Origin of the sequence: Streptomyces sp. NPDC053750, assembly GCF_044544295.1 — a bacterium.
Taxonomy (GTDB): domain Bacteria; phylum Actinomycetota; class Actinomycetes; order Streptomycetales; family Streptomycetaceae; genus Streptomyces.
Genome location: NZ_JBITXB010000001.1, coordinates 391,747 through 414,087 on the forward strand (window position 1 = coordinate 391,747; position 22,341 = coordinate 414,087).

The 22,341-nt window shown below is 74.5% G+C and carries 15 protein-coding genes; 6 read left to right on the forward strand and 9 right to left on the reverse strand.

Annotation, left to right across the window (positions count from 1 at the left end; genetic code table 11):
* The first annotated feature begins 153 nt into the window (after positions 1-153).
* Together ACIGO6_RS01720 and ACIGO6_RS01725 are read left to right on the forward strand one after the other, a co-directional pair.
* Positions 154-621 (forward strand): single-stranded DNA-binding protein, encoded by a 468-nt coding sequence (locus ACIGO6_RS01720; RefSeq protein ID WP_399871560.1) that lies wholly within the window; start codon positions 154-156, stop codon positions 619-621.
* A gap of 308 nt (positions 622-929) precedes the next feature.
* A complete protein-coding gene (locus ACIGO6_RS01725; RefSeq protein WP_399869929.1) occupies positions 930-2,345 on the forward strand; it encodes a Cys-Gln thioester bond-forming surface protein in 1,416 nt (471 codons plus the stop codon).
* A 62-nt stretch (positions 2,346-2,407) separates the two neighbouring features.
* Here the strand turns inward: ACIGO6_RS01725 and ACIGO6_RS01730 are convergent, their stop codons facing one another.
* A complete protein-coding gene (locus ACIGO6_RS01730) occupies positions 2,408-2,926 on the reverse strand; it encodes an HAD domain-containing protein (protein WP_399869930.1) in 519 nt (172 codons plus the stop codon).
* Positions 2,927-3,118: 192 nt separating this feature from the next.
* On the opposite strand from ACIGO6_RS01730, the gene ettA reads away from it, so the two are divergent.
* From ettA to ACIGO6_RS01745, 3 genes are read left to right on the forward strand one after another with little or no spacing between them, the layout of a single operon-like run.
* Positions 3,119-4,783: an energy-dependent translational throttle protein EttA gene (ettA, locus tag ACIGO6_RS01735; protein ID WP_399869932.1), complete on the forward strand. Its 1,665-nt coding sequence runs from the start codon at positions 3,119-3,121 to the stop codon at positions 4,781-4,783.
* A 2-nt stretch (positions 4,784-4,785) separates the two neighbouring features.
* Positions 4,786-5,196 carry an acyl-CoA thioesterase gene (locus tag ACIGO6_RS01740; protein WP_399869934.1) on the forward strand — a complete coding sequence of 137 codons (411 nt, stop codon included), beginning with the start codon at positions 4,786-4,788 and terminating at the stop codon, positions 5,194-5,196.
* Positions 5,193-5,882, forward strand: a complete 690-nt coding sequence (locus ACIGO6_RS01745) for a hypothetical protein (RefSeq protein WP_399869936.1) — start codon at positions 5,193-5,195, stop codon at positions 5,880-5,882. Before ACIGO6_RS01740 ends, ACIGO6_RS01745 begins: the two co-directional genes overlap by 4 nt.
* Before the next feature lie 48 nt (positions 5,883-5,930).
* Here ACIGO6_RS01745 and ACIGO6_RS01750 read toward each other — a convergent pair whose 3' ends face one another.
* The 4 genes from ACIGO6_RS01750 to ACIGO6_RS01765 form a co-directional block, all read right to left on the reverse strand.
* Positions 5,931-6,887 carry an ABC transporter ATP-binding protein gene (locus ACIGO6_RS01750; protein ID WP_399869937.1) on the reverse strand — a complete coding sequence of 319 codons (957 nt, stop codon included), beginning with the start codon at positions 6,885-6,887 and terminating at the stop codon, positions 5,931-5,933.
* A gap of 331 nt (positions 6,888-7,218) precedes the next feature.
* A complete protein-coding gene (locus tag ACIGO6_RS01755) occupies positions 7,219-9,939 on the reverse strand; it encodes an FtsX-like permease family protein (RefSeq protein ID WP_399869938.1) in 2,721 nt (906 codons plus the stop codon).
* On the reverse strand, positions 9,936-13,277 hold the full coding sequence (locus ACIGO6_RS01760; RefSeq protein ID WP_399871563.1) for an FtsX-like permease family protein: 3,342 nt from the start codon (positions 13,275-13,277) through the stop codon (positions 9,936-9,938). The genes ACIGO6_RS01755 and ACIGO6_RS01760 overlap by 4 nt, the downstream gene beginning before the upstream one ends.
* Before the next feature lie 220 nt (positions 13,278-13,497).
* A complete protein-coding gene (locus ACIGO6_RS01765; RefSeq protein ID WP_399869940.1) occupies positions 13,498-13,911 on the reverse strand; it encodes a globin in 414 nt (137 codons plus the stop codon).
* Positions 13,912-14,000: 89 nt separating this feature from the next.
* On the opposite strand from ACIGO6_RS01765, the gene ACIGO6_RS01770 reads away from it, so the two are divergent.
* On the forward strand, positions 14,001-14,975 hold the full coding sequence (locus ACIGO6_RS01770) for a methyltransferase domain-containing protein (protein WP_399869941.1): 975 nt from the start codon (positions 14,001-14,003) through the stop codon (positions 14,973-14,975).
* A 27-nt stretch (positions 14,976-15,002) separates the two neighbouring features.
* On the opposite strand, the gene ACIGO6_RS01775 is transcribed toward ACIGO6_RS01770, so the two are convergent.
* The 4 genes from ACIGO6_RS01775 to ACIGO6_RS01790 all read right to left on the reverse strand — a co-directional run bounded on the left by ACIGO6_RS01775 (position 15,003) and on the right by ACIGO6_RS01790 (position 22,324).
* Positions 15,003-16,610: an FHA domain-containing protein gene (locus tag ACIGO6_RS01775; RefSeq protein WP_399869943.1), complete on the reverse strand. Its 1,608-nt coding sequence runs from the start codon at positions 16,608-16,610 to the stop codon at positions 15,003-15,005.
* Between the two features lie 57 nt (positions 16,611-16,667).
* The gene (locus ACIGO6_RS01780) at positions 16,668-18,014 is read right to left on the reverse strand and encodes a VWA domain-containing protein (protein WP_399869945.1); all 1,347 of its coding nucleotides are present in this window, start codon (positions 18,012-18,014) and stop codon (positions 16,668-16,670) included.
* Between the two features lie 119 nt (positions 18,015-18,133).
* A complete protein-coding gene (locus ACIGO6_RS01785; RefSeq protein ID WP_399869947.1) occupies positions 18,134-19,522 on the reverse strand; it encodes a PP2C family serine/threonine-protein phosphatase in 1,389 nt (462 codons plus the stop codon).
* A 3-nt stretch (positions 19,523-19,525) separates the two neighbouring features.
* Positions 19,526-22,324 carry a tetratricopeptide repeat protein gene (locus tag ACIGO6_RS01790; protein ID WP_399869949.1) on the reverse strand — a complete coding sequence of 933 codons (2,799 nt, stop codon included), beginning with the start codon at positions 22,322-22,324 and terminating at the stop codon, positions 19,526-19,528.
* Positions 22,325-22,341: the final 17 nt, after the last annotated feature.

Here is a 22,341-nt window from a genome sequence, read left to right on the forward strand (position 1 = left end):
GCTCAGCGGGCCCGGCCCGGACGGAGGCAGTCTGGCCTCGCGGCGATCGCGACGGACGCGGTCGTCACGGGCAGCGGCGGCGTACGGAACACGACGACCGCCGCGCCGGACGCAGCCGTACGGGACGGGCCCGTACGCGAGGGAGGACTCGCGATGAACGAGACGATGATCTGCGCCGTGGGCAACGTGGCGACGCACCCGGTGTTCCGGGACCTGGCGAACGGGCCGTCGGCGCGGTTCCGGCTGGCGGTCACCGCGCGCTACTGGGACCGCGAGAAGAACACCTGGACGGACGGTCACACCAACTTCTTCACGGTGTGGGCCAATCGGCAGCTCGCCACCAACGCGTCGGCATCGCTGGCGGTGGGCGACCCGGTGGTCGTGCAGGGCCGTCTGAAGGTGCGGACGGATGTGCGCGACGGGCAGAACTGGACCTCGGCGGACATCGACGCGGTGGCGATCGGCCACGACCTCGCGCGCGGCACGGCGGCGTTCCGGCGCACCGGCAAGGCGGAGCCGGCGGGCTCGCCGCCGCGGCCGGAGCCCAACTGGGAGACACCGGCCGGTGAATCGGCCACCCCGGCCACCGAACAGCGGCCGGAGCCCGCCGCGATGGCGTGACACGCGATGGCGTGACACGCGATGGCGTGACACGCGATGGCGTGACACCGCGTGTGACCGTCGCGAGTGACCCGAGTGCGGCTTATCGGCACATACGCCCGGACAATCCCGGATGGATTTGTCGATAAGCCCTGCTCACAGCGGTGTCGGCGATAACGATTCCGAGTCGGATCGCGGCCCGGACGAAACATCATCGGCGCCACGCTGTGTCACGTCCTTAGGATGCCGAACGAGCCCTGAGGGGCTGCTGATTCTGCTGGTGGGACCGTTCCCCCCACGCCAACGGGTCCTGCTCGAAGGGGAATTTGGTGTTTTCTTCGCTCACTGCGCCGTTTCTGTCCGGTCGAAGGACGGCGCGCCTCGCCGCCGCGGCGCTGGCGTCCGCGCTCGCCGTCGCCACCGTGGTGACCGGCGCCGCCCCGGCCGCCGCGCAGGGGCCGGCGCAGGGCCAGGGCGGGGCGACGGCCACCATAGGAGGCCTCAAGACGTACGGCACCGCCGTCATCCACGGGGCCGACGGCGACCAGGAGGTGTCGGCCGGCCTGTTCGAGATGTCCGTCGAGGGTGGCGGGATGCTGCAGACGTACTGCGTCGACATCCAGAACCCGACCCAGAAGGACGCCAAGTACCACGAGACGCCGTGGAGCGGCACCTCGCTGGGTACCAACAAGGACGCCGGCCGCATCCGTTGGATCCTGCAGAACTCCTACCCCCAGGTCAACGATCTCGCCGCGCTCGCTGAGAAGGCGGGTGTCCGCGGCGGGCTCACCGAGCAGGACGCGGCGGCCGGCACACAGGTGGCCATCTGGCGGTACTCGGACGACACGGACGTCGAGGCCGTCGACCCCCAGGCCGAGCGGCTCGCGGACTACCTGGAGAAGAACGCCCGCGACCTCGCGGAGCCCGCGGCGTCCCTCACCCTGGACCCGCCGGCGGTCTCCGGCCGCCCCGGCGAACGGCTCGGCCCGGTGACGGTGCGCACCAACGCCCGCGGGGCGACGGTGACCCCGCCGGTGGACGCCACCACCAACGGAGTGCGGATCGTCGACCAGAAGGGCGCACCCGTCACCTCCGTCACCTCCGGCACCCAGATCTTCTTCGACGTGCCCGACGACGCGGCGGCCGACACCGCCGAGCTGACCGTCCAGGCCTCGACCACCGTGCCAGTCGGCCGCGCCTTTGCCTCCGAGAGCCGCAGTCAGACGCAGATCCTGGCCGGCTCCAGCGAGTCGACGGTCGCGGCGACGGCGACGGCGACCTGGGCCGAGCAGGGCGCGATACCCGCCCTGTCCGCCGAGAAGAACTGCGCCGAGGGCGCCCTGGACATCACCGCGGTCAACAAGGGCGACGAGGCCTTCACCTTCGAGCTGCTGGACACCGAGTACACCATCGCGCCCGGCGAGACCCGGACCGTGACCGTTCCGCTGCCGGAGGACCGGCCCTACGACTTCACCGTCCGCGGCCCGGCCGGCTTCGAGCAGCGCTTCAGCGGCGTCCTCGACTGCCGGACCACGACCGCCGCGGCGGCCGACACCACCCGCACCCTCGGAGAACCGGCCCCCGCCCCCGTTGTCACCCCCTCCGCCAACCCCAACCCCAACCTCGCCGAAACCGGCAGCTCCGGAGCGACGCCCCTGATCGGCGGCACGGCCATCGGCCTGGTCGTGATCGGCGGCGCGGTCCTGCTCCTCCTCCGCAAGAAGGGCGAACAGGACCAGGGCTGACCGGCAGCACACGGGCCGCCCCGATCCTTGGCAACTCAACAGCGAGCCAGCGGTTGACACCTTCATCCCGACGTGGCGGCAACGAGCCATTCGGTGAGCGCGTGGAAGTCTGCGTCCTGGAGGCCCTTGGCCGGGTCGACCCGATGAAGCAGCGACGGCCCGGGGTGGCCGGCGGCGACCCACAGGCGGTCGACGGCGCCGATCTCGTCGTCGACCCAGATGAACGGGCGGCCCTTGGCCCACTCGACAAGGGAGCGGGTCTTCCAGTGCAGGCCCCGCGGGCCTCCCTCGGCCCCGACACCCGGCCACTCCACCACGGGCAGCCTCGGCAGCCCGACACGCGGCGCGACGACCTCGTTCGCCTCCTCCATCCAGGTCGTCGCCCACACGAGCCGGCAGCCCAGAGCCATGAGACGCGCCCCGATCCCGGGGTCGAGTCGGGCCAGCAGCGGGTTCCCTTGACCGGCAGGCGTCGAGGTGTCGGCCGCAGCGACCTCCGGCCGACCGGACTGCGACCCGAACGGGATCAGTGGGCCGTCGACGTCGAGGAAGAGGGGCGGGCGCTCCGCTGCGCTGGTCACGGCGGCACGGTAGCCCGGCGGGGTGGGGGAGCGGCACCCGGCGACCGATGGTGACCGGCGGGGCTCCGGTGTCGTCCGTGAAAGGCCAGGTCAGAGGCCTCACGGCTAACGCGTTTCCTCACAGGGGTGGCGGTACGGCAAGATGGGGTGTATCTGCCCACTGCCTGATTTCAAGCTGCCGGACGGTTTCTCTTGGCTGAGTACATTTACACCATGCGCAAAGCGCGCAAGGCGCACGGCGACAAGGTGATCCTCGATGACGTCACCCTGAACTTCCTGCCCGGCGCGAAGATCGGTGTGGTTGGGCCGAACGGTGCCGGTAAGTCGACCGTTCTGAAGATCATGGCGGGGCTGGAGCAGCCGTCGAACGGTGACGCGTTCCTGTCGCCGGGCTACACGGCCGGCATCCTGCTGCAGGAGCCCCCGCTGAACGAGGACAAGACCGTCCTGGAGAACGTCCAGGAGGGTGTCGCCGAGGTCAAGGGCAAGCTCGACCGGTTCAACGAGATCGCCGAGCAGATGGCGACCGACTACTCGGACGCGCTGCTGGAGGAGATGGGCAAGCTCCAGGAGGAGCTCGACCACGCCAACGCCTGGGACCTCGACGCCCAGCTGGAGCAGGCCATGGACGCGCTGGGCTGCCCGCCCGGTGACTGGCCCGTCGTGAACCTCTCCGGTGGTGAGAAGCGCCGCGTCGCGCTGTGCAAGCTGCTGCTCGAGGCGCCCGACCTGCTGCTCCTCGACGAGCCCACCAACCACCTCGACGCCGAGTCGGTGAACTGGCTGGAGCAGCACCTCGCCAAGTACGAGGGCACCGTCGTGGCCGTGACCCACGACCGGTACTTCCTGGACAACGTCGCGGGCTGGATCTGCGAGGTCGACCGCGGTCGCCTGCACGGGTACGAGGGCAACTACTCCAAGTACCTGGAGACCAAGGCCACCCGCCTCAAGGTCGAGGGTCAGAAGGACGCCAAGCGGCAGAAGCGCCTCAAGGACGAGCTGGAGTGGGTGCGGTCGAACGCCAAGGGGCGGCAGGCCAAGTCCAAGGCGCGTCTGGCCCGGTACGAGGAGATGGCCGCCGAGGCCGACAAGATGCGGAAGCTGGACTTCGAGGAGATCCAGATCCCGCCGGGCCCCCGACTGGGCAACGTCGTCGTCGAGGTGAACAACCTCAACAAGGCCTTCGGTGAGAAGGTCCTGATCGACGACCTGTCGTTCACGCTCCCGCGCAACGGCATCGTCGGCGTGATCGGCCCGAACGGTGTCGGCAAGACCACCCTCTTCAAGATGATCCAGGGGCTCGAGGAGCCGGACTCCGGGAGCATCAAGGTCGGCGACACCGTCAAGATCTCCTACGTCGACCAGAGCCGCGAGAACATCGACCCGAAGAAGACGCTGTGGGCCGTCGTCTCCGACGAGCTGGACTACATCAACGTCGGACAGGTCGAGATGCCCTCGCGGGCCTACGTCTCCGCGTTCGGGTTCAAGGGGCCGGACCAGCAGAAGCCGGCCGGGGTGCTCTCCGGCGGTGAGCGCAACCGGCTCAACCTCGCCCTCACCCTCAAGCAGGGCGGCAACCTGCTGCTCCTCGACGAGCCGACCAACGACCTCGACGTCGAGACCCTCAGCAGCCTCGAGAACGCCCTGCTGGAGTTCCCCGGCTGTGCCGTGGTCGTCTCCCACGACCGGTGGTTCCTCGACCGCGTCGCCACCCACATCCTCGCCTACGAGGGTGAGTCCAAGTGGTTCTGGTTCGAGGGCAACTTCGAGTCCTACGAGAAGAACAAGATCGAGCGGCTCGGACCGGACGCCGCGCGTCCGCACCGCGCCACCTACAAGAAGCTGACCCGGGGCTGATCTTGCGGCACATCTACCGCTGCCCGCTGCGCTGGGCGGACATGGACGCGTACGGCCACGTCAACAACGTGGTCTTCCTCCGCTACCTGGAGGAGGCCCGTATCGACTTCCTGTTCCGACCGGAGAAGGACTTCAAGCAGGGGTCCGTGGTGGCACGCCATGAGATCGACTACAAGCGGCAGCTCGTCCACCGGCACCACCCGGTCGACATCGAGCTGTGGGTCACGGAGATCAGGGCGGCTTCGTTCACCCTCACCTACGAGGTCAAGGACGGGGACGAGATCTATGTCCGCGCCTCCACGGTGATCGTGCCGTTCGACTTCGAGGCGCAGCGGCCCCGGCGGATCACCGCCGAGGAGCGAGAGTTCCTCCAGGAGTACACGGACGCCGAGGAGGAGGCCGTCGCCGCATGACGGTGCTCCACCTCGCCGACGAGGGGGAGGCCGCGGATCTCGCGGCCTTCCTCTCCCGGCTGCTCCACTACGACCGTTCTGCCGCGGTGCGCCTGCAGGCGGCCGGCACGGCTCTCGCCGTCTTCGGGCGGCCGCCCTCCTTCGAGGTCCTGGCCGTGCGCGCGGTGCGGCTGGCCAAGCCGTACGAGAACGGGCTCGACGTCACGCTGGACGTCACCGTGTCCGCCGGTGAACTGCTGGAGACCGTGGACGAGACGGCGGCCACCGCCGGTGTCCCGGACGCGGTGACCGGGCCCCCGTGGGCCGGAGTGCTGCCTCCGCGCGGCGGCTGGCGGCCCGAGCCGGGGCTGCCCGCCCCGGGCGAGCTGCGCGCGCTGGTCGCCGCCGCGGTGGCGGAGTTCCGCTCCCGCACGGGGGAGCTGGTGCCCGAGCGGCGTACCCGGGCCGAGCTGGACCGGATCGGGCGGGAGATATGGTCCCGGACGGTCGGGGACACGGGGCTGCCGGTGCGGGCCGTGCACGCGGCCCAGTCCCTGGGATTCCTGCGGCCCTCCGGGGCGTCCGTGTCCGGTGAGGACGCGCCGAAGCTGTTCTCCTCGGGGGCGTGGCTGCGGCTGCGCACCCCCTACGGGTCCGTCGCCCTGCGCCGGGCGGGGACCGGAGCGCTGGGCATCAGCGTGCGCTGAGCGGCTGCTGCCGCTCCCACCGGGGGCGGGACGGCCGCCCCGACCGGCTCACTCCCCGTCGCTGTCGTCCGGCCGTACGGCGATGTGGTCGGGTTCCAGCTCCAGGGCCACGCGGTCACGCATGCGCAGGGCGCGGGTGTACTCGGCGGGCAACTGGAGCCGTCCGGCCCGGTCCAGCATGGCGTACTCGCGGGCCACCACCCTCTCGTGGCCGGTCGCAGCGTCGACCTCGCTGCGGCGCAGGACCTCCGTGGAGGTGCGGCCGTCGCGGATGGCGACCGTGCGGCGGACCTCGTCGGCCACCGCCTGGTCGTGGGTGACGATGACGATCGTGGTGCCCAGGCGCTCGTTCGCGGTGCGGAAGGCGGCGAAGATCTGTTCCGCGGTGTGCGAGTCCAGCTCGCCCGTCGGCTCGTCGGCGAGCAGCACGGAGGGCTCGTTGGCCAGCGCCACGGCGATGGCGACCCGCTGTTGCTGGCCGCCGGACATCTGGTGCGGGCGGCGGTCGCGGCAGTCGGCGATGCCCATCAGGTCCAGGAGTTCCAGGGCGCGTTCGGTGCGTGCCGCGCGCCGCCCGCCGGTGCCGGCCAGTTGCATCGGCAGGGTCACGTTCTGCGCGGCGGTCAGGTAGGGCATCAGGTTGCGGGACGTCTGCTGCCAGACGAAGCCGACCACCGTACGGCGGTAGGCCAGACGGTCCTTCGCCGTCATCGTGAGCAGGTCCCGGCCCGCGACCCGGGCGGCACCGGCGGTCGGGGTGTCCAGACCCGCCAGGATGTTCATCAGCGTCGACTTGCCGCTGCCCGAGGCACCCACCAGCGCCATCAGCTCGCCCTCGCGGACCAGCAGGTCGAGGCCCTGGAGGGCCTGCACCTCCACGCCGTCCGTGCTGAAGATGCGGACCAGACGGTCGCAGGTGATCAGGGCGTCGTGTCCGTAGGCGGGACGGTCGCGGGACGCGGTGGCGCGGTCGGCGAGTTCGGCGAGGGTGGGATGGGTCGTCATCGGGGTCTCCTCAGCGTCGTCGCCGTCTCACGGCGTCCCGTCGTGGCCTTCTTCCGACGCGCGGTCGTGGCTGTGGCTGTCTCCCGGCATCGCGTGCGTGCCGTCGCCCGGCGTGCAGCCGCGGCTGTCTCCCGGCGCGCAGCACCCGCCGGTGCCCGGTGCCCGTCACCCGCCGGTGCCTGGTGCCCGGCGCCCGTAGTCCTCTGCCGTTCAGCCGTTGCCGTAGCCGCCGTTGCCGTGGCCCGTCGACCCGTGCCCCGTTCTCCGGTGCCCCGTGGTCCTCGCTGCCCCGGCGGGGTGGCGTGGCTGCTGCGCGGTCGTCGTACCGGTCTCATCGCGCGTCCCCCGCCCGTAGTTCCGTGATCGCGCCGCGCCGGCCCGACCACCAGGCCTGTCCCACCGCCACGCCCACCGTCAGCACCAGCACGGCGACCGCCGGGAGCGCCAGCGACCAGGGGTCCGTGCGCAGCTGGGCCCGGCCCAGTGGCGGCGAGGACGTCGCCAGGGCGATCGTCGCCAGGTCGATGCCGGGGGAGAGCAGCCGGACCGCCGCCCAGCCGGTCAGGATGCCGCCCGCGAGGGCCGGCACGGCCTGCGGCAGCGACTCCAGGACGAGCAGTCGGCGGCCCTGGGCCGGGGTGAGGCCCATGGTGCGCAACCGGGCGAGGAGGGCGGCGCGTTCGGGGGCCGCGCCGGCGAGGGACAGCAGCAGGGCCAGGGCGGCGTAGCCGGCGCCGGCTGCCACGGCGGCCGTGTAGACGCGCTCCGCGCCGGACTGCAGCGGCGAGTCGACGTACTGGGCGCGCGCCTCGGACCGCAGCCGAACCGGGGCGTCGTCGCCCGCCGCCCGGCGCAGCGCGCCCGCGTCCAGGCGGTCGCCGGACAGCAGCAGCGCGGACGGCCGGGCCGCCTCGGCGGAGAGCCCGGCCCGGTCCACGACCAGGAAGTCGTCGCCGAAGACGGCCGGCGTGCGGTCGCGGACGACGGTGATGCGCACGGTGACGGAGGTGCCGTCCTCCATGCGGACCGGGAAGGGCGCGGTGCCGAACCGTTCGGCGACCGTCGGGGAGGCCAGCGCCGGGAGCGGGTCCTTCGCGGCGGCCCGCCGCGTCAGCTCGGCCTCCGGGAACTTCCCGAGCCCCGTGCGCGCCGCGAGCGCCGCGTAGGCGCCGGGTTCCACGCCCGCGACCGGCAGCGACTGGCGGCCGTCCGAGGTCTTGGCCTGGTAGGCGATGCTGACCTCGGCGAGCCCCTGCACGCCGGGTGCCCGTCCCAGACGGTCGGGCAGGCCGGACGGCAGCGGTCCGACCGCAGCCTCGACGCGGGCGTCGGCGCCGACGGCGAGCAGCGCGGCCCGGTCCCGGGCGTCCGCCACCCCGGCCAGCACCGAACCGCCGAACGCCGCCGTGGTGAACGCGGTCAGCAGAGCGAGGAGCGGGAGCATGGCGGAGACGGACGTACGGCCCGCGCGGGCCAGCGCCAGCGGCCCCACCGCGCCGCGCAGCCGTCCCACCGGACGGGCCAGCCGGCGCAGCGGCAGCGGGTAGAGGCGGACCAGCACCAGCGCCGCGACCACCCCCACCAGCACCGGCGCCAGCGACACCAGGTCCCCCGAGGTGCCCGCCGCACCGCGCCGGCGCAGCAGTTCGACCGCGCCGAGCGCCAGGGCCACGGCCGTCAGCTCGGCGACCGTACGGCGCCGGGACGCACGGGCGGACGCCACGTCCCGCCGGCCGCCGTGCAGCCGTACGGCGCGGTGCGCGGCGGCGGCCCGCAGCGGCAGGGCGGCGCAGCCCAAGGCGGTGACCGCGCCCGCGGCCCAGAGCGCGGGCAGCAGCCGGGCGCCGGGCAGCGCGAGCACCGCCACGGCCAGACCGAGGGCGCCCGCGGGCAGCGCCACGACCGCCGTCTCCGCCAGCAGCCGTCCCGTCATGCCCCGCAGGGACGCGCCGCGGGCCCGCAGCAGGGCGAGTTCGGCGCGGCGCCGGCCGGCGGCCAGGCCGCCCGTCATCAGCAGGACGACGGCGGCGACCGTCCCGGAGCCCGACGCGGCGACGGCGACGAGCGGGCCGATGTCGCCGCGGAGCCGCTCGTAGGAGGTGAGCACGTCGTCGAGGCCGGTCTCGACCTCCGTGAACGGGCTGATCATCGAGCGCAGTTGCTCCACGCCCGGCCCGGTCTCCAGGGAGGCCACGGAGGCGCTGAGCGGGTCGAGTTCGCGGCCGTGCAGGGCGTCGGTGTCCGGCACCAGGTGCCAGTAGCGGAGCGGGTTGTCGTCCGTGCCCAGCAGCGCGGGTCCCGCCTCGGGCGCGAGCAGCAGGCCGCCGCGCCAGAACTTCGGGGCGTTCGGGTCGCCGCCGGGTGCCCGTACCAGGGAGGCGGTGCGCAGCACCGACCAGACGGACCAGTACGCCCCGTCGGGGTCGCGGGGCGCGACGACGCCCGTGACATGGACGGCGAGCTCGGCGCGGCCCTGCACGCGGATGACCGAACCCACCTTGATGCGCAGCGTGCGGGCCGTCTCCTCGGTCACCGCGGCCTCCACCCGGGTGGTCGAGGCGGTCACCGGGCCGCCGGTGACCCGGGGCAGCCGGCCGGACCGCAGCCGGGCGTGGTCGGCCAGACCGTTCGGGGCGGCGAGGACCATCTGCGCGGGCAGCCCGTCGGGCCGGGGGAGCCACTCCTCCGGCGAGGGCAGGTCGGACGTGGTGCGCACCCCGTACGCCGACCGGGAGCCGTCGACGACCAGCGGGCTTTCGACGGTGTCCACGATCGACTTGTAGAGACCGGTGAGGCTCTTGGGACGCAGCGCCTCCTCCCGGGTCGCCAGTTCCACGCCGAAGCCGGGGTCCGCGGACACCTGGAGGGTGGTCTGGCCGGCGTGGACCTGTTCGACGGCCCGGTTCAGGCCGGCGTCCGTGTACCGGTCCAGCGCCCGCGGGAAGGCGGCGGCCAGGAACGCGGTCAGCGTCACCAGCAGCGCCAGCGCGCCCGCGGCACCGGGGGCGGCGCGCAGCCGGGTGCGTACCCAGGGGGCGGTCACGGGATTCACCTTCCGCCACCTCCGTGCTCCTTGAGCGTCACCGTCGGATCCGTCCGGCGCAGCGCCAGCGCCGCCGTCACCAGCAGCGGGACGAGGGTCACGGCGGCCAGGAGTACGGCGACCCGGTCGTCCGGCAGCGCCACGTGCACGCCGGGCACGGGCCGGCCGGCCTGCGGGGTCAGCACGGTCAGCGGGATCACCGCCCGGGTGAGGACCGCCCCCAGGGCGGCGCCCGTCAGCAGCGCCAGGCCGACCAGCACGCCCTGCTCGACGGCGACCGTGCGGGCCAGCCTCAGGCGCGAGGCGCCCAGGGCCCGCAGCACCCCGAACTCGGTGCCCCGGCTCCGCAGCGAGCCGACGGCGCTCACCGCGAAGCCCACCGCAGCCAGGGCCGCCGCCACTCCCGCCGCCGCCGTGAACGCCGCGCCGGGGCCCGCGCCGAACGGGTCGTCGCGCAGCCGCTCGGCGACCTCGTCGCGCACCAGGACCTGCGCCGGTGACGTGTCCGGGAAGGCCCGCAGGGCCGCGACGGCCTCGTCCACCCCCGGCGGCGCGGTCCGCAGCCACCACTCGGTGGGCAGGACGGCGGTGTCGTACCCGCTCTGCAGCACCCGGTTCACCGCCCGCAGATCCACCAGCAGGGCCCCGCCGAAGAGCGCCGGGTCGGCCTCCGGGCCGGTGGTCGGCAGCTCCCGCACCGCGCGCACGATCCGCACCTGCACGCGCTCGCCGCCGAGCGTCACACCGACGCGCTGCCCGGTGCGGGCGCCCGTCGAGTCGAGGAACCGGTCGGTGGCCACGGCGGTGATCTCGGGCGGCGCCGGCCCGGAGACCCGCAGCCGGACGGTCAGGACCGAGGTGGGCCGGGTCATGTCGCTGTCCGACTCGCCCGTGAAGTACTCGACCGCGAACGGCTTCGACGGCAGCACCTGCGGCGGGGGCGAGCCGCCCTTGTCGGCGGGTCCCAGCCCCTGCCCGGAGACGTCCGACAGCCCCGTCCAGTCGTCGGGCAGCGACACCTGCCGGTCCGTTCCGTCGGCGGACCCGGCGGTCACCTTCCGTACCGTCAGACGGTGTTGCTCCCCCTCGCCCCTGGGCCGGGTCATGACCAGTTCCACCCCGGTGAGGGTCAGCGGACCGCCCGAGACGTCCAGGGTGAGCGCGTGGTCCCGGCCGTCCGCGTCCAGCCGGCCGGCCGACAGCCGGTACGGCGTCCCCCAGCGGTCCTCGACGGTCACCGCCACGTCCGCCGTCATCCCGGAGGGGGACCGGCCCGTGCCGGACACGGCACCGTCAGGGCCGTCGGAGCCCGCCGCGGTCCCGGCCGGAGCGTCGAGGCCCCGGCCGGCCAGGTTCGCGGTCAGCGTCAGCGTCTCCGTCCCCGCCGGGATCTCCGCGCCCGCGGACCGCTGCGCGGGCGCCAGCCCGGACAGCAGCTCCGGCAGCGGCTCGTCGGCCAGGTCCCGGCGCATCAGCACCGTGTCCGCCGCGTGCGAGGTGTCCAGGGCCAGCACGGTGGCCGTCCGGTCGCCGGACAGGGGCAGCGTGGTGCGGGCCGCCGGGGCGACGTCCCGCACCCCCGGGACGGCCGCGTACCGGTCGGTGCGGCCGGGGACCGTCTCGGCGGCGGCGAGCACCCGCACCGGAGCCCCCGTACGGAAGTCGGCCTGGTCGTCCTGCGAGCGGGACCAGGAGGCGCTCTGCCCGATCGCCATCGTGCCGAGCGCGACGGCGAGCACCAGCAGCAGCACCGGGCCCGCCCCGCGCATCGGGCGGCGGCTCAGCTGCCAGCCCGCCAGCGCCGTCGCCAGCCCGCGCCCGCTCGCCGCCCGGCGCTCGGCGAGCCGCGCCACCAGCGGCAGCAGCCGCAGCGCCAGGACCGTCCCGGCCAGCAGCGCCAGCGCGGGCGTCGCGACGAGCAGCGGATCGACCCCGAGCGTGCCCGGGTCACCGTCGGCGCCCGTACTCGTGCCCGTGGTGGCGGTGCCCGTGCCGGAGGTCTGCCGGTCCAGTTGCCAGTAGGCGACCGCGGCCACCACGAGCAGCCCCACGTCCACGCCCGCGCGCAGCGGCGCCGGCAGCGCCCGCGTCCGGCCGCCGGTGCCCGTCGAGGAGGTCAGCGCCGGCAGCGTCACGGCCAGGGTGCACCCGAGCGCCGCGATCGCGGCCACCAGCCACACGGCGCCGCTGCCGCCGGACGCCGGATCCCAGCGCAGCCCGATCCGGGCCAGCGGCCCCTGCCCGGCCAGCAGCCGGATCAGCGGCCCGGCGAGCAGTGGCGCACAGACCAGGGCGGGCCCGGCCAGCAGCAGCGCCTCCAGGGCGGACACCCCCACGAGCCGGGCCCGGGAGGCGCCCCGCGCCCGCAGCAGCCACAGCTCACCCGCGCGTTCGACGCTCAGCAGCCGGGCCACCAGCAGCAGCGCGCCGCCCGCGAGCAGCGCGAGCTGGAGGGCGATGACCAGGACCGTGGAACGGGAGACCACCAGCGAACGGTCGAGACGGTTCAGGATGTCCGGCAGACCGGTCGCCGCCGCGGTCGTACCGCTGAGCACCGGTCTGCCGCGCAGCCACGCCGTGCCCTCCTGCGCCGCCTTCCGCAGGGCGTCCGTCCGCCCGGACGTCAGCGACGAGTAGTCCGCCGTCACCAGCCACCCCGACGAGCCCGCGCTGACCCGGCCGCCGCTCAGCACGCCGGGCGGGACGAGGAGCGGCCCGTACGTCGTGAAGCCGCCCTGCTCGATGCCGCGCCCGTCCAGGTCGTCCAGCCGCCAGTACGGTGCCTGGCCGTCGGCCGGCCGGTACAGGCCGGTGACCACCACCCGGACCGCCGGTCCGCCGAGGCGGTCGGTGAGCGTGAGCCGGTCGCCGGGACGCACGCCGAGCCGCTCGGCGGCGGACACCGGCAGCGCCGTCTCGACCGTCCCGGCCGCCGGGTCACGGGGCATCCGCCCCTCGCCGATGCGGACCTGCGACGGGTCGAGCGAGGCGAAGAACGTCAGGTCGGGAGCGCCGGCCTGCTCGGACCGGGGCCGCTGGGCGGACGGCAGCGCGTACGGGCCGGAGCGGTCCAGGGTCCGTACCGTGTGCGGCAGCCCGTCGAAGGTCTTGGCGGCCCCCTCCCGTACGGCCGCGTCGGCGGCGTCCCGGTCCTCGGCCGGTACGTCGGCCTTGACGATCAGCGCGGCGTCGGCGGCGGTGCGCGGGTCCGCCAGGGCGTGGCGCAGGGCGGCGTCGCCGATGGCGCCCGAGAAGGCGGTCAGCGTCGCCAGGACCGTCGTGGTCAGCAGAACGGTGAGCAGCGCCGCGGCCAGCAGCAGGCGGTGCGCCCGCGCGCGCAGCAGCACGAACCCCACGAGTCCCCCGAACCCCGACACCCGGCCCCCCGGCACATGTTGTCCGGACCTTGTCCAGACCTTCGGGCGAGGATGGCAGAGGGAGCGGGCCGCGGGTAACCGTGGGAAAGGCGGACTTGACCGGATCGTGACCGGATTCCGGTGCCGGGGGACCGAAATCCGCGCATTCGAGCCGCGCGTCGACTCCCGCCGGGGCGGCGCGGCGCGGGGATCAGCCCTCCGTGTTCACCATCGACGCCGCCGCGTACGTCAGGTACTTCCACAGCGTCGCCTCGTGCTCCTCGGACAGCCCCAGCTCGTCGAGGGCGACCCGCATGTGTTTCAGCCAGGCGTCGTGCGCCGCCCGGTCGACGGCGAAGGGGGCGTGGCGCATCCGCAGCCGCGGGTGGCCGCGGTTCTCGCTGTACGTCGTCGGACCGCCCCAGTACTGCATCAGGAAGAGCGCGAATCGCTCCTCGGCCGGGCCGAGGTCCTCCTCCGGATACATCGGCCGCAGGATCGGGTCCTCGGCGACCCCCTGGTAGAAACGGTGGACGAGCCGGCGGAAGGTCTCCTCCCCGCCGACCTGCTCGTAGAAGGTCTGCTCCTGAAGCGTGTCGCGCCGAATCTCATTCACGTCGTCCATGGTCTCAGACGCGTGGACATAGGACCTGAGGCTTAGGACCACCCACCGTTCCCCGCCACCGGCCGCGGCCGGGCCCGTACTGTGGAGGCATGGGCGGGCACCAGGACCTGGACGGCCTCGCCGCCTCCGCGCGGGCGGAGCTGGTGCGGGAGATCGAGCTGAGCGGCGCCTGGACGGCCGACCCGGTGTGGCGACATGCCTTCGCCGCGGTCCCGCGCCACCTCTTCGTGCCGTACTACTACGTCGGCGTCCGGGGCGGCTACGAACGCCGGTGGGGCGAGGACCCCGACCCGGAGGCCCGCGAGCGCTGGGTGCGCGGCGCCTACGCCGACATTCCGCTGGCGACGCGGATGCGCGACGGCCAACTGCTCTCCTCCAGCAGCCAGCCGTCGCTGATGGCGACGATGCTGGTGGAGCTGGGCGTGACGGACGGCGACCGCGTCCTGGAGATCGGCGCCGGCACCGGCTACAACGCCGCCCTGCTCGCCCACCGGCTCGGCGACGGCGACCTGGTCACCACCGTCGACCTGGACCCCGAGATCACCGAGTCGGCCCGCCGGCACCTGGCCGCCGCCGGATACCACCCGGCCGTCGTCACCGGCGACGGCGCACGCGGCGTACCCGAACGCGCCCCCTACGACCGGATCCTCGCCACCTGCGAGCTGCCCTCGGTCCCGCATGCCTGGCTCGCCCAGTGCCGCCCCGGCGGCAGGGTCCTGACCCCGCTCGCCACCGGCCTGGTCGTCCTCACCGTCCGCGACGCCGGGCACGCCGAGGGGCACTTCCTGCACACGCCCGCGTACTTCGTGCCGTTGCGCGGCACGGACCGGGCCGCGCCGGAGACGCCCAGCCTCGGCGGAGTGCCGCGCCGGGCCCGGGACGACGACCTGTTCCGTTTCCTGCTGGCGCTGACCCGGGGCAGCCTCGACCCGCAGGAGGCGTACGCGCTGTGGGACCGCGAGGGCGCCCCGTGCCGCGAGCGCTACGGCATCACCGTCAGCGGCGAACGGGCCTGGGCGTGGCTGGACGACCCGGAGGGCCCCTACGCCTGGCCGTTCAGCTGACCGGCCGGGCGTACGGGCCCGTGCCGGTCATCCCCGGCGGATCGTGATCGTCGTCCAGGCGCCGACGTGGACCCGGTCGCCGTCCTGGAGCGGCACCGGCACGAAGGGCTGGATCGGCTCCTCGCCGCCGTTGACCGTCGTGCCGTTCGTCGAGTTCTGGTCGACGACGGCCCAGCTGCCGTCCGGCTGCTGCACCAGCACCGCGTGCTGGTGCGAGACGCCCGGGTCCTCCGGCGGCACCGCCAGATCGATGTCCGGGGTGTCGCCGGTGGAGTGCCGGCGGCGGCCGATGGTGATCTGGTTGCCGGTGAGGGTGCGCTGCTGCTCGGGCGAGTACGCGGGCAGGTTCAGGCCCGCGGCCTCGGGGCCGGAGCGCTGCATCATCGCCATGAAGTACTCGCGGTCCGGGCCGATGGTCGCCGACCAGGTCGCCGGCCGCTGGGGCTGCTGCGGCGCCTGGGGTTGCTGCGGGAGCCCGTGGCCGCCGCCGGGCGGGGGCGGCGGGGCCTGGGTGGCGCCGGGCTGCGGGTAGCCGTAGCCGCCGCCCTGGGCAGGGCCCGGGCCGTTCGGACCGCCCGGTCCTCCCTGCGCGGGGGACGACGGCGGGGAGATCATCCAGTCGTCGTCACCGCCGCCGAAGGACGGGCCGCCCTGCTGTGGCCGGTTGGTCTCCTGCGGGAAGGCGGGCGGGGCCGGCGGACCGGACTGGAACCCCTGCGGAGCACCCCCCGGCCCACCGGGGCCGGGCGGCGGCGGAACGGGCCCGGGCGGCGGCGGGACCGGCCGCGACGGGTCGCCGCCGAAGGCGGGCGGGGCGGGCGGGGCGGAAAAGCCGTTCGGGCCACCAGGACCGCCGGGACCGCCGGGGCCATTCGGGCCGCCGTGTCCGCCGGGGCCGTTCGGGCCGGAGGGGCCGTTCGGGCCACCAGGGCCACCAGGGCCGCCGGGACCGCCCGGGCCACCCTGTCCGCCAGGTCCGTTCGGACCGCCGGGACCACCGGGACGGCCACCAAAGCCGCCGGGGCCGCCGGGGCCAGGGTTGAAGGGGTCGGAAGGGCCGTTCGGGCCACCGGGGCCACCAGGACCGCCCGGACCCCCGGGGCCGCCCGGGCCGCCAGGCCCGCTGCCCGGCCCACCCGGCCCCGACAGGTCGCCGCCGAAGGGCGGGCCCGGGGGGATCGGCTCGGCGGGGCGGTTCATCTGGGACGGGCGCGAGCCCTGGTAGTCGTACGCGTCACCGCCGCCGTACGACGGCCCCGACGGCGGCTGCTGGAAGCGCGGAGCCGGACCGGGCGCCGGCGGGCGCGGGGCGGCCGGGGTGTACGAGGTGGCGGTGTTGGTGAGGAAGTTCCACCGGCACTCCTCGCAGAACGGCGCACCGCCCTCGCGCGGCGTGCGGCACTGCGGGCACAGCTGCGGCTCGGCGCCGGGGCCACCACCCGGACCACCCGGACCGCCAGGACCGCCCGGGCCACCGGGCCCGCCGGGAGCACCGGCGCCGGCGGGCGGCGGGAAGCCGTAGCCACCGCCGGGAGGCGGTGGGGGAGGGGGCGGCACGGCACCGGCCATGCGGTGACCGCAGACCTCGCACCAGTCGTCGGAACCCGACTGGTGTCCGTTCGGGCAGGTCGGCATGTCGGAGCTTCCCCCTCTTGCGGAGCTTGTCACTGTGGTGTGCTGCGCTTTACTTCTCTACTTCTTTACACGAACAGTCTTTGTCGACCGGGTCTCGAGCGTCATCTCGTCGGCCTCCTCGACCTTCGCTTTCAGTCGCACAGTACCTGCCGCCGCGTCGACCACGTCCACCACCTTCGCAAGCAGTTTCGCCGTATCCGCGTTTCCGGAGGCTCCGGCCAGCTGAACGGCGCGGCCCAGTTTGGCCGTTGCTCCGTCGATGTCTCCCGCTTTGCGCAGATCGAGCCCTTGCTGGATGACCTGTGCCAGTTCGGCCTGCCCGGTGTAGTGGGCGACCTGAGGGTTGATCGACGTGGAGGCGGCCATGTCGTCCGTCCACACGGCACGTACGAGGCCCTGCGCGCCGAGGTTCTGGACACTGCCGCCGGGCTCCGGGATGACCAGGGAGACGCGGGCGGCCAGCATCTCCTGGCCCAGGTTGGCGGCCGGTACCTCCACGCAGACGTGGTAGTCACGGGACTCGTCGCCCCAGGAACCGGTGGGGTAGTCCCCGGCGCGGGGACCCGCCTCGGTGCGACGGTCGGTCAGTTGCTCGACCGTGGGAGCGACCTGCTTGACGAACTTCACGGTGGTGCCCACCGGGGTCCACAGGCGCAGGGCGACGTCCGCGACCTCCTTGCCCATGGCCGTCTCCATCATCTGCGTGAAGTCCCCGGCGAGACCGGCCGGGTCGGCGACGATGTCGGCGGTGCCGAGCAGGGCGGAGGCGATCCCTGTGACTTCTTTCACTTCCCAGTCGGTGCCCACGCCCCGGGCGTCGCAGGTGAAACGCCCGGCGCAGGCGTCGAGCGCCGCCTTCAGGTCCTCCGGCGCCTCGTGCTCGTTGCGGCCGTCGGTGAGCAGGATGCCGTGCCGGATGGCGACGTCCGCGGTGGACAGCAGCCGGTCGGCCAGCCGCAGCCAGGTGCCGATGGCGGTGCCGCCGCCGGCGCTCAGCTTGCGCAGCGCCTGCTTGGCCTGCTCCCGGGTGGTGGCGTCGGCGACCGCGAGCCGGCCGCCGCCCGGGTAGACCTCCTTGGCCACGTGCGTGCCGCCGACCACCGCGAAGTGGACCCCGTCGCGCAGGGTGTCGATCGCGGCGGCCGTCGCGTCGCGGGCGTTGCGCATCTTGGTCGGCGGGTAGTCCATCGAGCCCGAGCAGTCGACCATGACCGCCACGGCCGCGGACGGGCCCTGGCCCGGCGAGTACAGGTGGGGCGCGGTGACCGCGCTCCCGATCGTGCCGCCGCCGGTCGCGGTGACGGTCACGATGGCGTTGACCTCACGGCCGCCCTCGGGCAGGTACTCGTTCTGGTAGACGTCCACCGAGAACTGCGGCACGTTCGACTTCGAGAAATTGGCCATGCCAGGTCGTATCCCCCTCTACGTCCCCACGGTGGTGGGGGTGATGGCGCTGCCGGCACGGACCGCCCCCTGCGGCCCGCGAGACCGCCCGCGCGCGTAGCCCTACCCGTGCGGGGACCTCAGGCCGATCCTGCCCCCTGCGACGGGGCGGGGAACGGCAGGAGCGCCACTGTTACGTTGTCGTGGCCGCCGCCGTCCAGGGCGTGGCCGACCAGAACGCGGGCGCTGTGCAGCGGACGGGCGGCGGCGTCGAGGGGCACGGCCTCGGCCATCTCCTCGGCGGACTCCGCGTAGTTCCACAGGCCGTCCGTGCAGACCACGACCACGCCCGGCCGGTCCGGCTTGAACGACGCGGTGTGCGGCTCCAGATCGTACGCGTCGGCGCCGAGCCAGCCGGTGATCGCGTGGGCGCGCTCGTCGGCGTACGCCTCGGCCTCGCTCATCAGGCCGGCGGCGACCATCTGCGCGGCCCACGAGTCGTCCTCGGTGAGCCGGGCGGGCGGGGTGCTCCGGTCCACCGGCACCCAGTAGACGCGGCTGTCGCCGACCCAGCCGACGACCAGCAGGCCCGCGGCCACCACGGCGCCGACCAGGGTGCAGGCGGGGGCGTTCTGGTGCGGGGCCTGCTCGCGGGCCGTTGCGGGCTCCTCGGCCAGCGCGTTGACGGCGTGCGAGGCGGCGACGATCGCGTCGTGCATGGCCTGTTGGGGGTGCGTGCCGCGCGGCAGGGCGCTGAGCAGCGACTCGCCGGCCGCCCGGGACGCGGCGAGCGAGGCGTCGTCGGGGCGGGTCGCGGAGGACACGCCGTCGCAGACGATCGCCACGGAGGCGGGCGCTCCGTCGGGCAGCGCCGTGCAGCCGACGGAGAACGCGTCCTCGTTGCGGTGGTGGCGCAGGCCGCGGTCGCTGACCGCGGCGACGGGGCCGGACTCCTGCTCCATGTGGTCGCGTTCGCGGGGCTGGGCGTGACCGCAGTTCTCGCAGTAGCCGTCGTCGTCCACCCGGCCGGCGCGGCAGGCCACGCAGACCTTCTCGCCCGGGGCCGGTGCCACCGGGGCGGCGGGTGCCGCCGGTTCGGGGGCCAGCCGAGGGTCGGGCGCCTGCAGCGGGTACTCGTCGGGCTCCTGCGGCGGGTCCGGGCGGTCGAACCGCACACCGGGCGCGGGGGGCTCCGACGGTGCCGGCGGTGCCGCCGGGGGTGGGGGCGGCGGCGTCGGGGGCAGCGGTGAGCCGCCCGAGTCGGTGCCGGGTACTTCGGCCGCGGCGTGCACCGGGGCGGGGTGGCCGTGGCCGTCCGAGTCCCGGGCGACCGGCCACTCCACGCCGTCAGGCGGCGACGCCGGGGCGGGCACCGCGCCGTTGACGGCGAGCGTCGGGCTGTCCACGGGCCGTGCGGGCACGACGGACAGGTCGTATCCGCACGCACCGCAGAAACGGTCGCCCGACTCGAGGGGTTCCTCGCAGCTCGGGCACTTCGACACAGCGGCCTGCTGGGGCATCTGCGACATCAACTACACCCACGTCCGGGGGCGGTAACGATTGGCACGTTCCACCAGGTCGATCCTTTCCTCGCCGCCCCGCGCCAGCCGGGCCAGCGTGCGGTACGAACGCTCCAGGCCGAAACGCAGGCCGCGTTCGTCCAGGCCGCTGCCGAGCAGCGTCCGTCCCCCGGCGGCGGGTGGGACGGAACCCCGGCCTCCGGAGAGTACCCAGTCCAGCGCGCAGCCGAGGACCTCGGCCGACAGCTGCTCGCGCCGGGCCGGATCCAGACCGTACACGTCCAGCGCCTCGACCTGCCGCGCGGCGGCGGTCAGGTCGTCCAGGAACGTCACGTCGCCCGCGGGCGCGGTGCGTTGCCGCAGACGCGCCCGTACGGCCGCCACGCGCGCGCCGGTGTAGTGGATGGACGACTCCGGAACCGACTCCAGCGTCCGTACGGCACCGGTCCGGTCGCCGCCGGCCAACTGGACGCGGGCCAGCCCGAACGCGGCGCTCACGTGGCTCGGGTCGGACGACCACACCAGGCGGTAGTACTCGGCGGCGTTGTCGAGCTGGCCCAGTACCTCCGCGCACAGGCCGAGCGCGAGCTTGGGGGCGATCTCGCCCGGGAAGGCGTCGTAGATCGCGTCGAAGGCCAGCGCGGCGTCCTCGTGGTCGCCGGTCACCAGCGCGGCGAGTCCCCGGTACCAGACCACCCGCCAGTCGTCGGGCCGTTCGCCCTCCAGCGCGCCCAGGCCCTCCAGCGCGCCGGGCGCGTCGCCGTTCTCCAGCCGGGCCCGGATCTGCCGCAGCCGGGTCTCGGTCGACGGTGCGGGCGCGGCGGCCAGCGCGGTCAGCAACTCGCCCGGCGCGGACGCCATGAGGCCCGCCAGGAAACCCGCGTTGGGGTCGCCGGCGTCGACCCGCGGGACGGGCAGGGCGAGTGCGGCGATCGGCGCGTCGACCGACTTGACCAGCCCCGACACCTCCCCACCGACGCGACCACCCACGCCCGCGCCGCCGGCTGCTCCGCCACCCACGCCCGCGCCGCCGGCCGGCCCCGCACCGGTGCCTGCGCCACCGGCCGGCCCGTAACCCGTGCCTGCGCCGCCGGCTGATCCGGTCCCCGTGCCTGCTCCGCCGGGCGAGCGGTACCCCGCGCCTGTGCCGCCGGGCGGTCCGGTAGCCGTGCCCGGTGCGGTGCCCGCGACCGTGCCGCCCGGTGCTCCCGTGGCCGGTCCCGGCGGACCCGGCAGCGCCGGGACCGTGCCGGTCGGCAGCGCGGTCGCCGTGCCGGTGCCGCGTCGCCCCGTACGGGGCGCCCTGGCCCCGAGCCGCGACACCTCGCCGTCCAGTCGCGGGAACAGCTCCGTGTCCGTCACCCTCACCTCGGGCCCGAACAGCGTGGACACGGCGGGCCGGGCGCGGCCCGTCTGGACCGACACCACCTCGCGCAGCACACCCGTCAGCTGCTCCGCCATCTCCTGCGCGGAGGCGAACCGCCGCGCCGGATCGGGGTCGGTGGCCCGCACCAGCAGCCGGTAGAACGACTCGTACTGCCGGAAGACCTCGATGGTGTCCGGATCCGGCAGCGAGTCGGCGTAGACGGTGGTGTAGCCCTGGAAGTCGAACGTCAGCACGGCGAGCGTGCGGCCGACCGTGTACAGGTCGGACGCCACCGACGGGCCGACGTCGGCGACCTCCGGCGCCTGGTAGCCCACCGTGCCGTAGATGGCCGACTCCTCGTCGTCCGACCGGCGCACCGCGCCCATGTCGATCAGCTTGAGCTGGTCCTCGGTCTGGATGGCGTTGTCGACCTTGAAGTCGCAGTACAGCAGGTTGCGGCTGTGCAGATGGCCGAGTGCCTCCAGCGCCTCGATTCCGTACGCGCAGGCCTGCTCGACCGGCAGCGGGTCGCGCCGGCCCGCCGGGGAGCGCCGCGCGTTGGCGATCTCCTTCAGCGACTTGCCGCCGACGTACTCCATGACGATGTAGCCGTCGAGGGAGCCGGTGCGCTGGTCGAGGTGCTCGACGAAGTTGTAGATCCGCACGATGTTGGCGTGCTCGATCTCCGCGAGGAAGCGCCGCTCGGAGATCGCCGCCGCCATCGCGTCCTGGTCGCCCGTGTCCAGGAGGCCCTTGAGGACCACCCAGCGGTCGGAGACCGCCTTGTCGACGGCCAGGTAGATCCAGCCGAGCCCTCCGTGCGCGAGGCAGCCCACCACCTCGTACTGGCCGTGCACGACGTCCCCGGCCTTCAGCTTGGGCACGAACGAGTACGGGTGGCCGCACTTGGTGCAGAAGCCCTCCGTGCGCCCCGGCCGCTCCCCGCGGGCCCGCCCGACCGGCGCCCCGCAGTCCGCACGCGAGCAGAACCGCTTGCGCTCCGGCACCTCGGGGTTGTCCAGCACCATCGCGCGCGGGTCGGGCCGCGGGATCGCCGGGACCTCCACCAGGCCGACGCCGAGCCGCCCGCGCCCCGAGGAACCGGCGGGGGAGCCCGAGCTGCGCACCGACACCGACCGGCCCGTCGACCGCCCCGACACCGACCGCGACAGCCGCCCCGACACCGAGCGCCGGGACTTCGACGACTGCGACGACGTACGCGCACTACGGGCGCTGGAGCGTGAACTCCCGCTGCCCGTCGAACCGCGCGATCCCCGCGATCCCCGGCCGCCGCCCGTGATGCCGGTGGGTGTCGAGCCCACCATGCCGTTGGCGGCGACGACCGGTGCGAGACCGCACGTGTCGCAGTACAGCTCGCCGCCGCCCATGTCCTCGTAGGTCCCGCCGCAGCCGGGACGCTGACACGTCCGCCCTGCCTCACTCATGACGCTGCCTCCCCCTC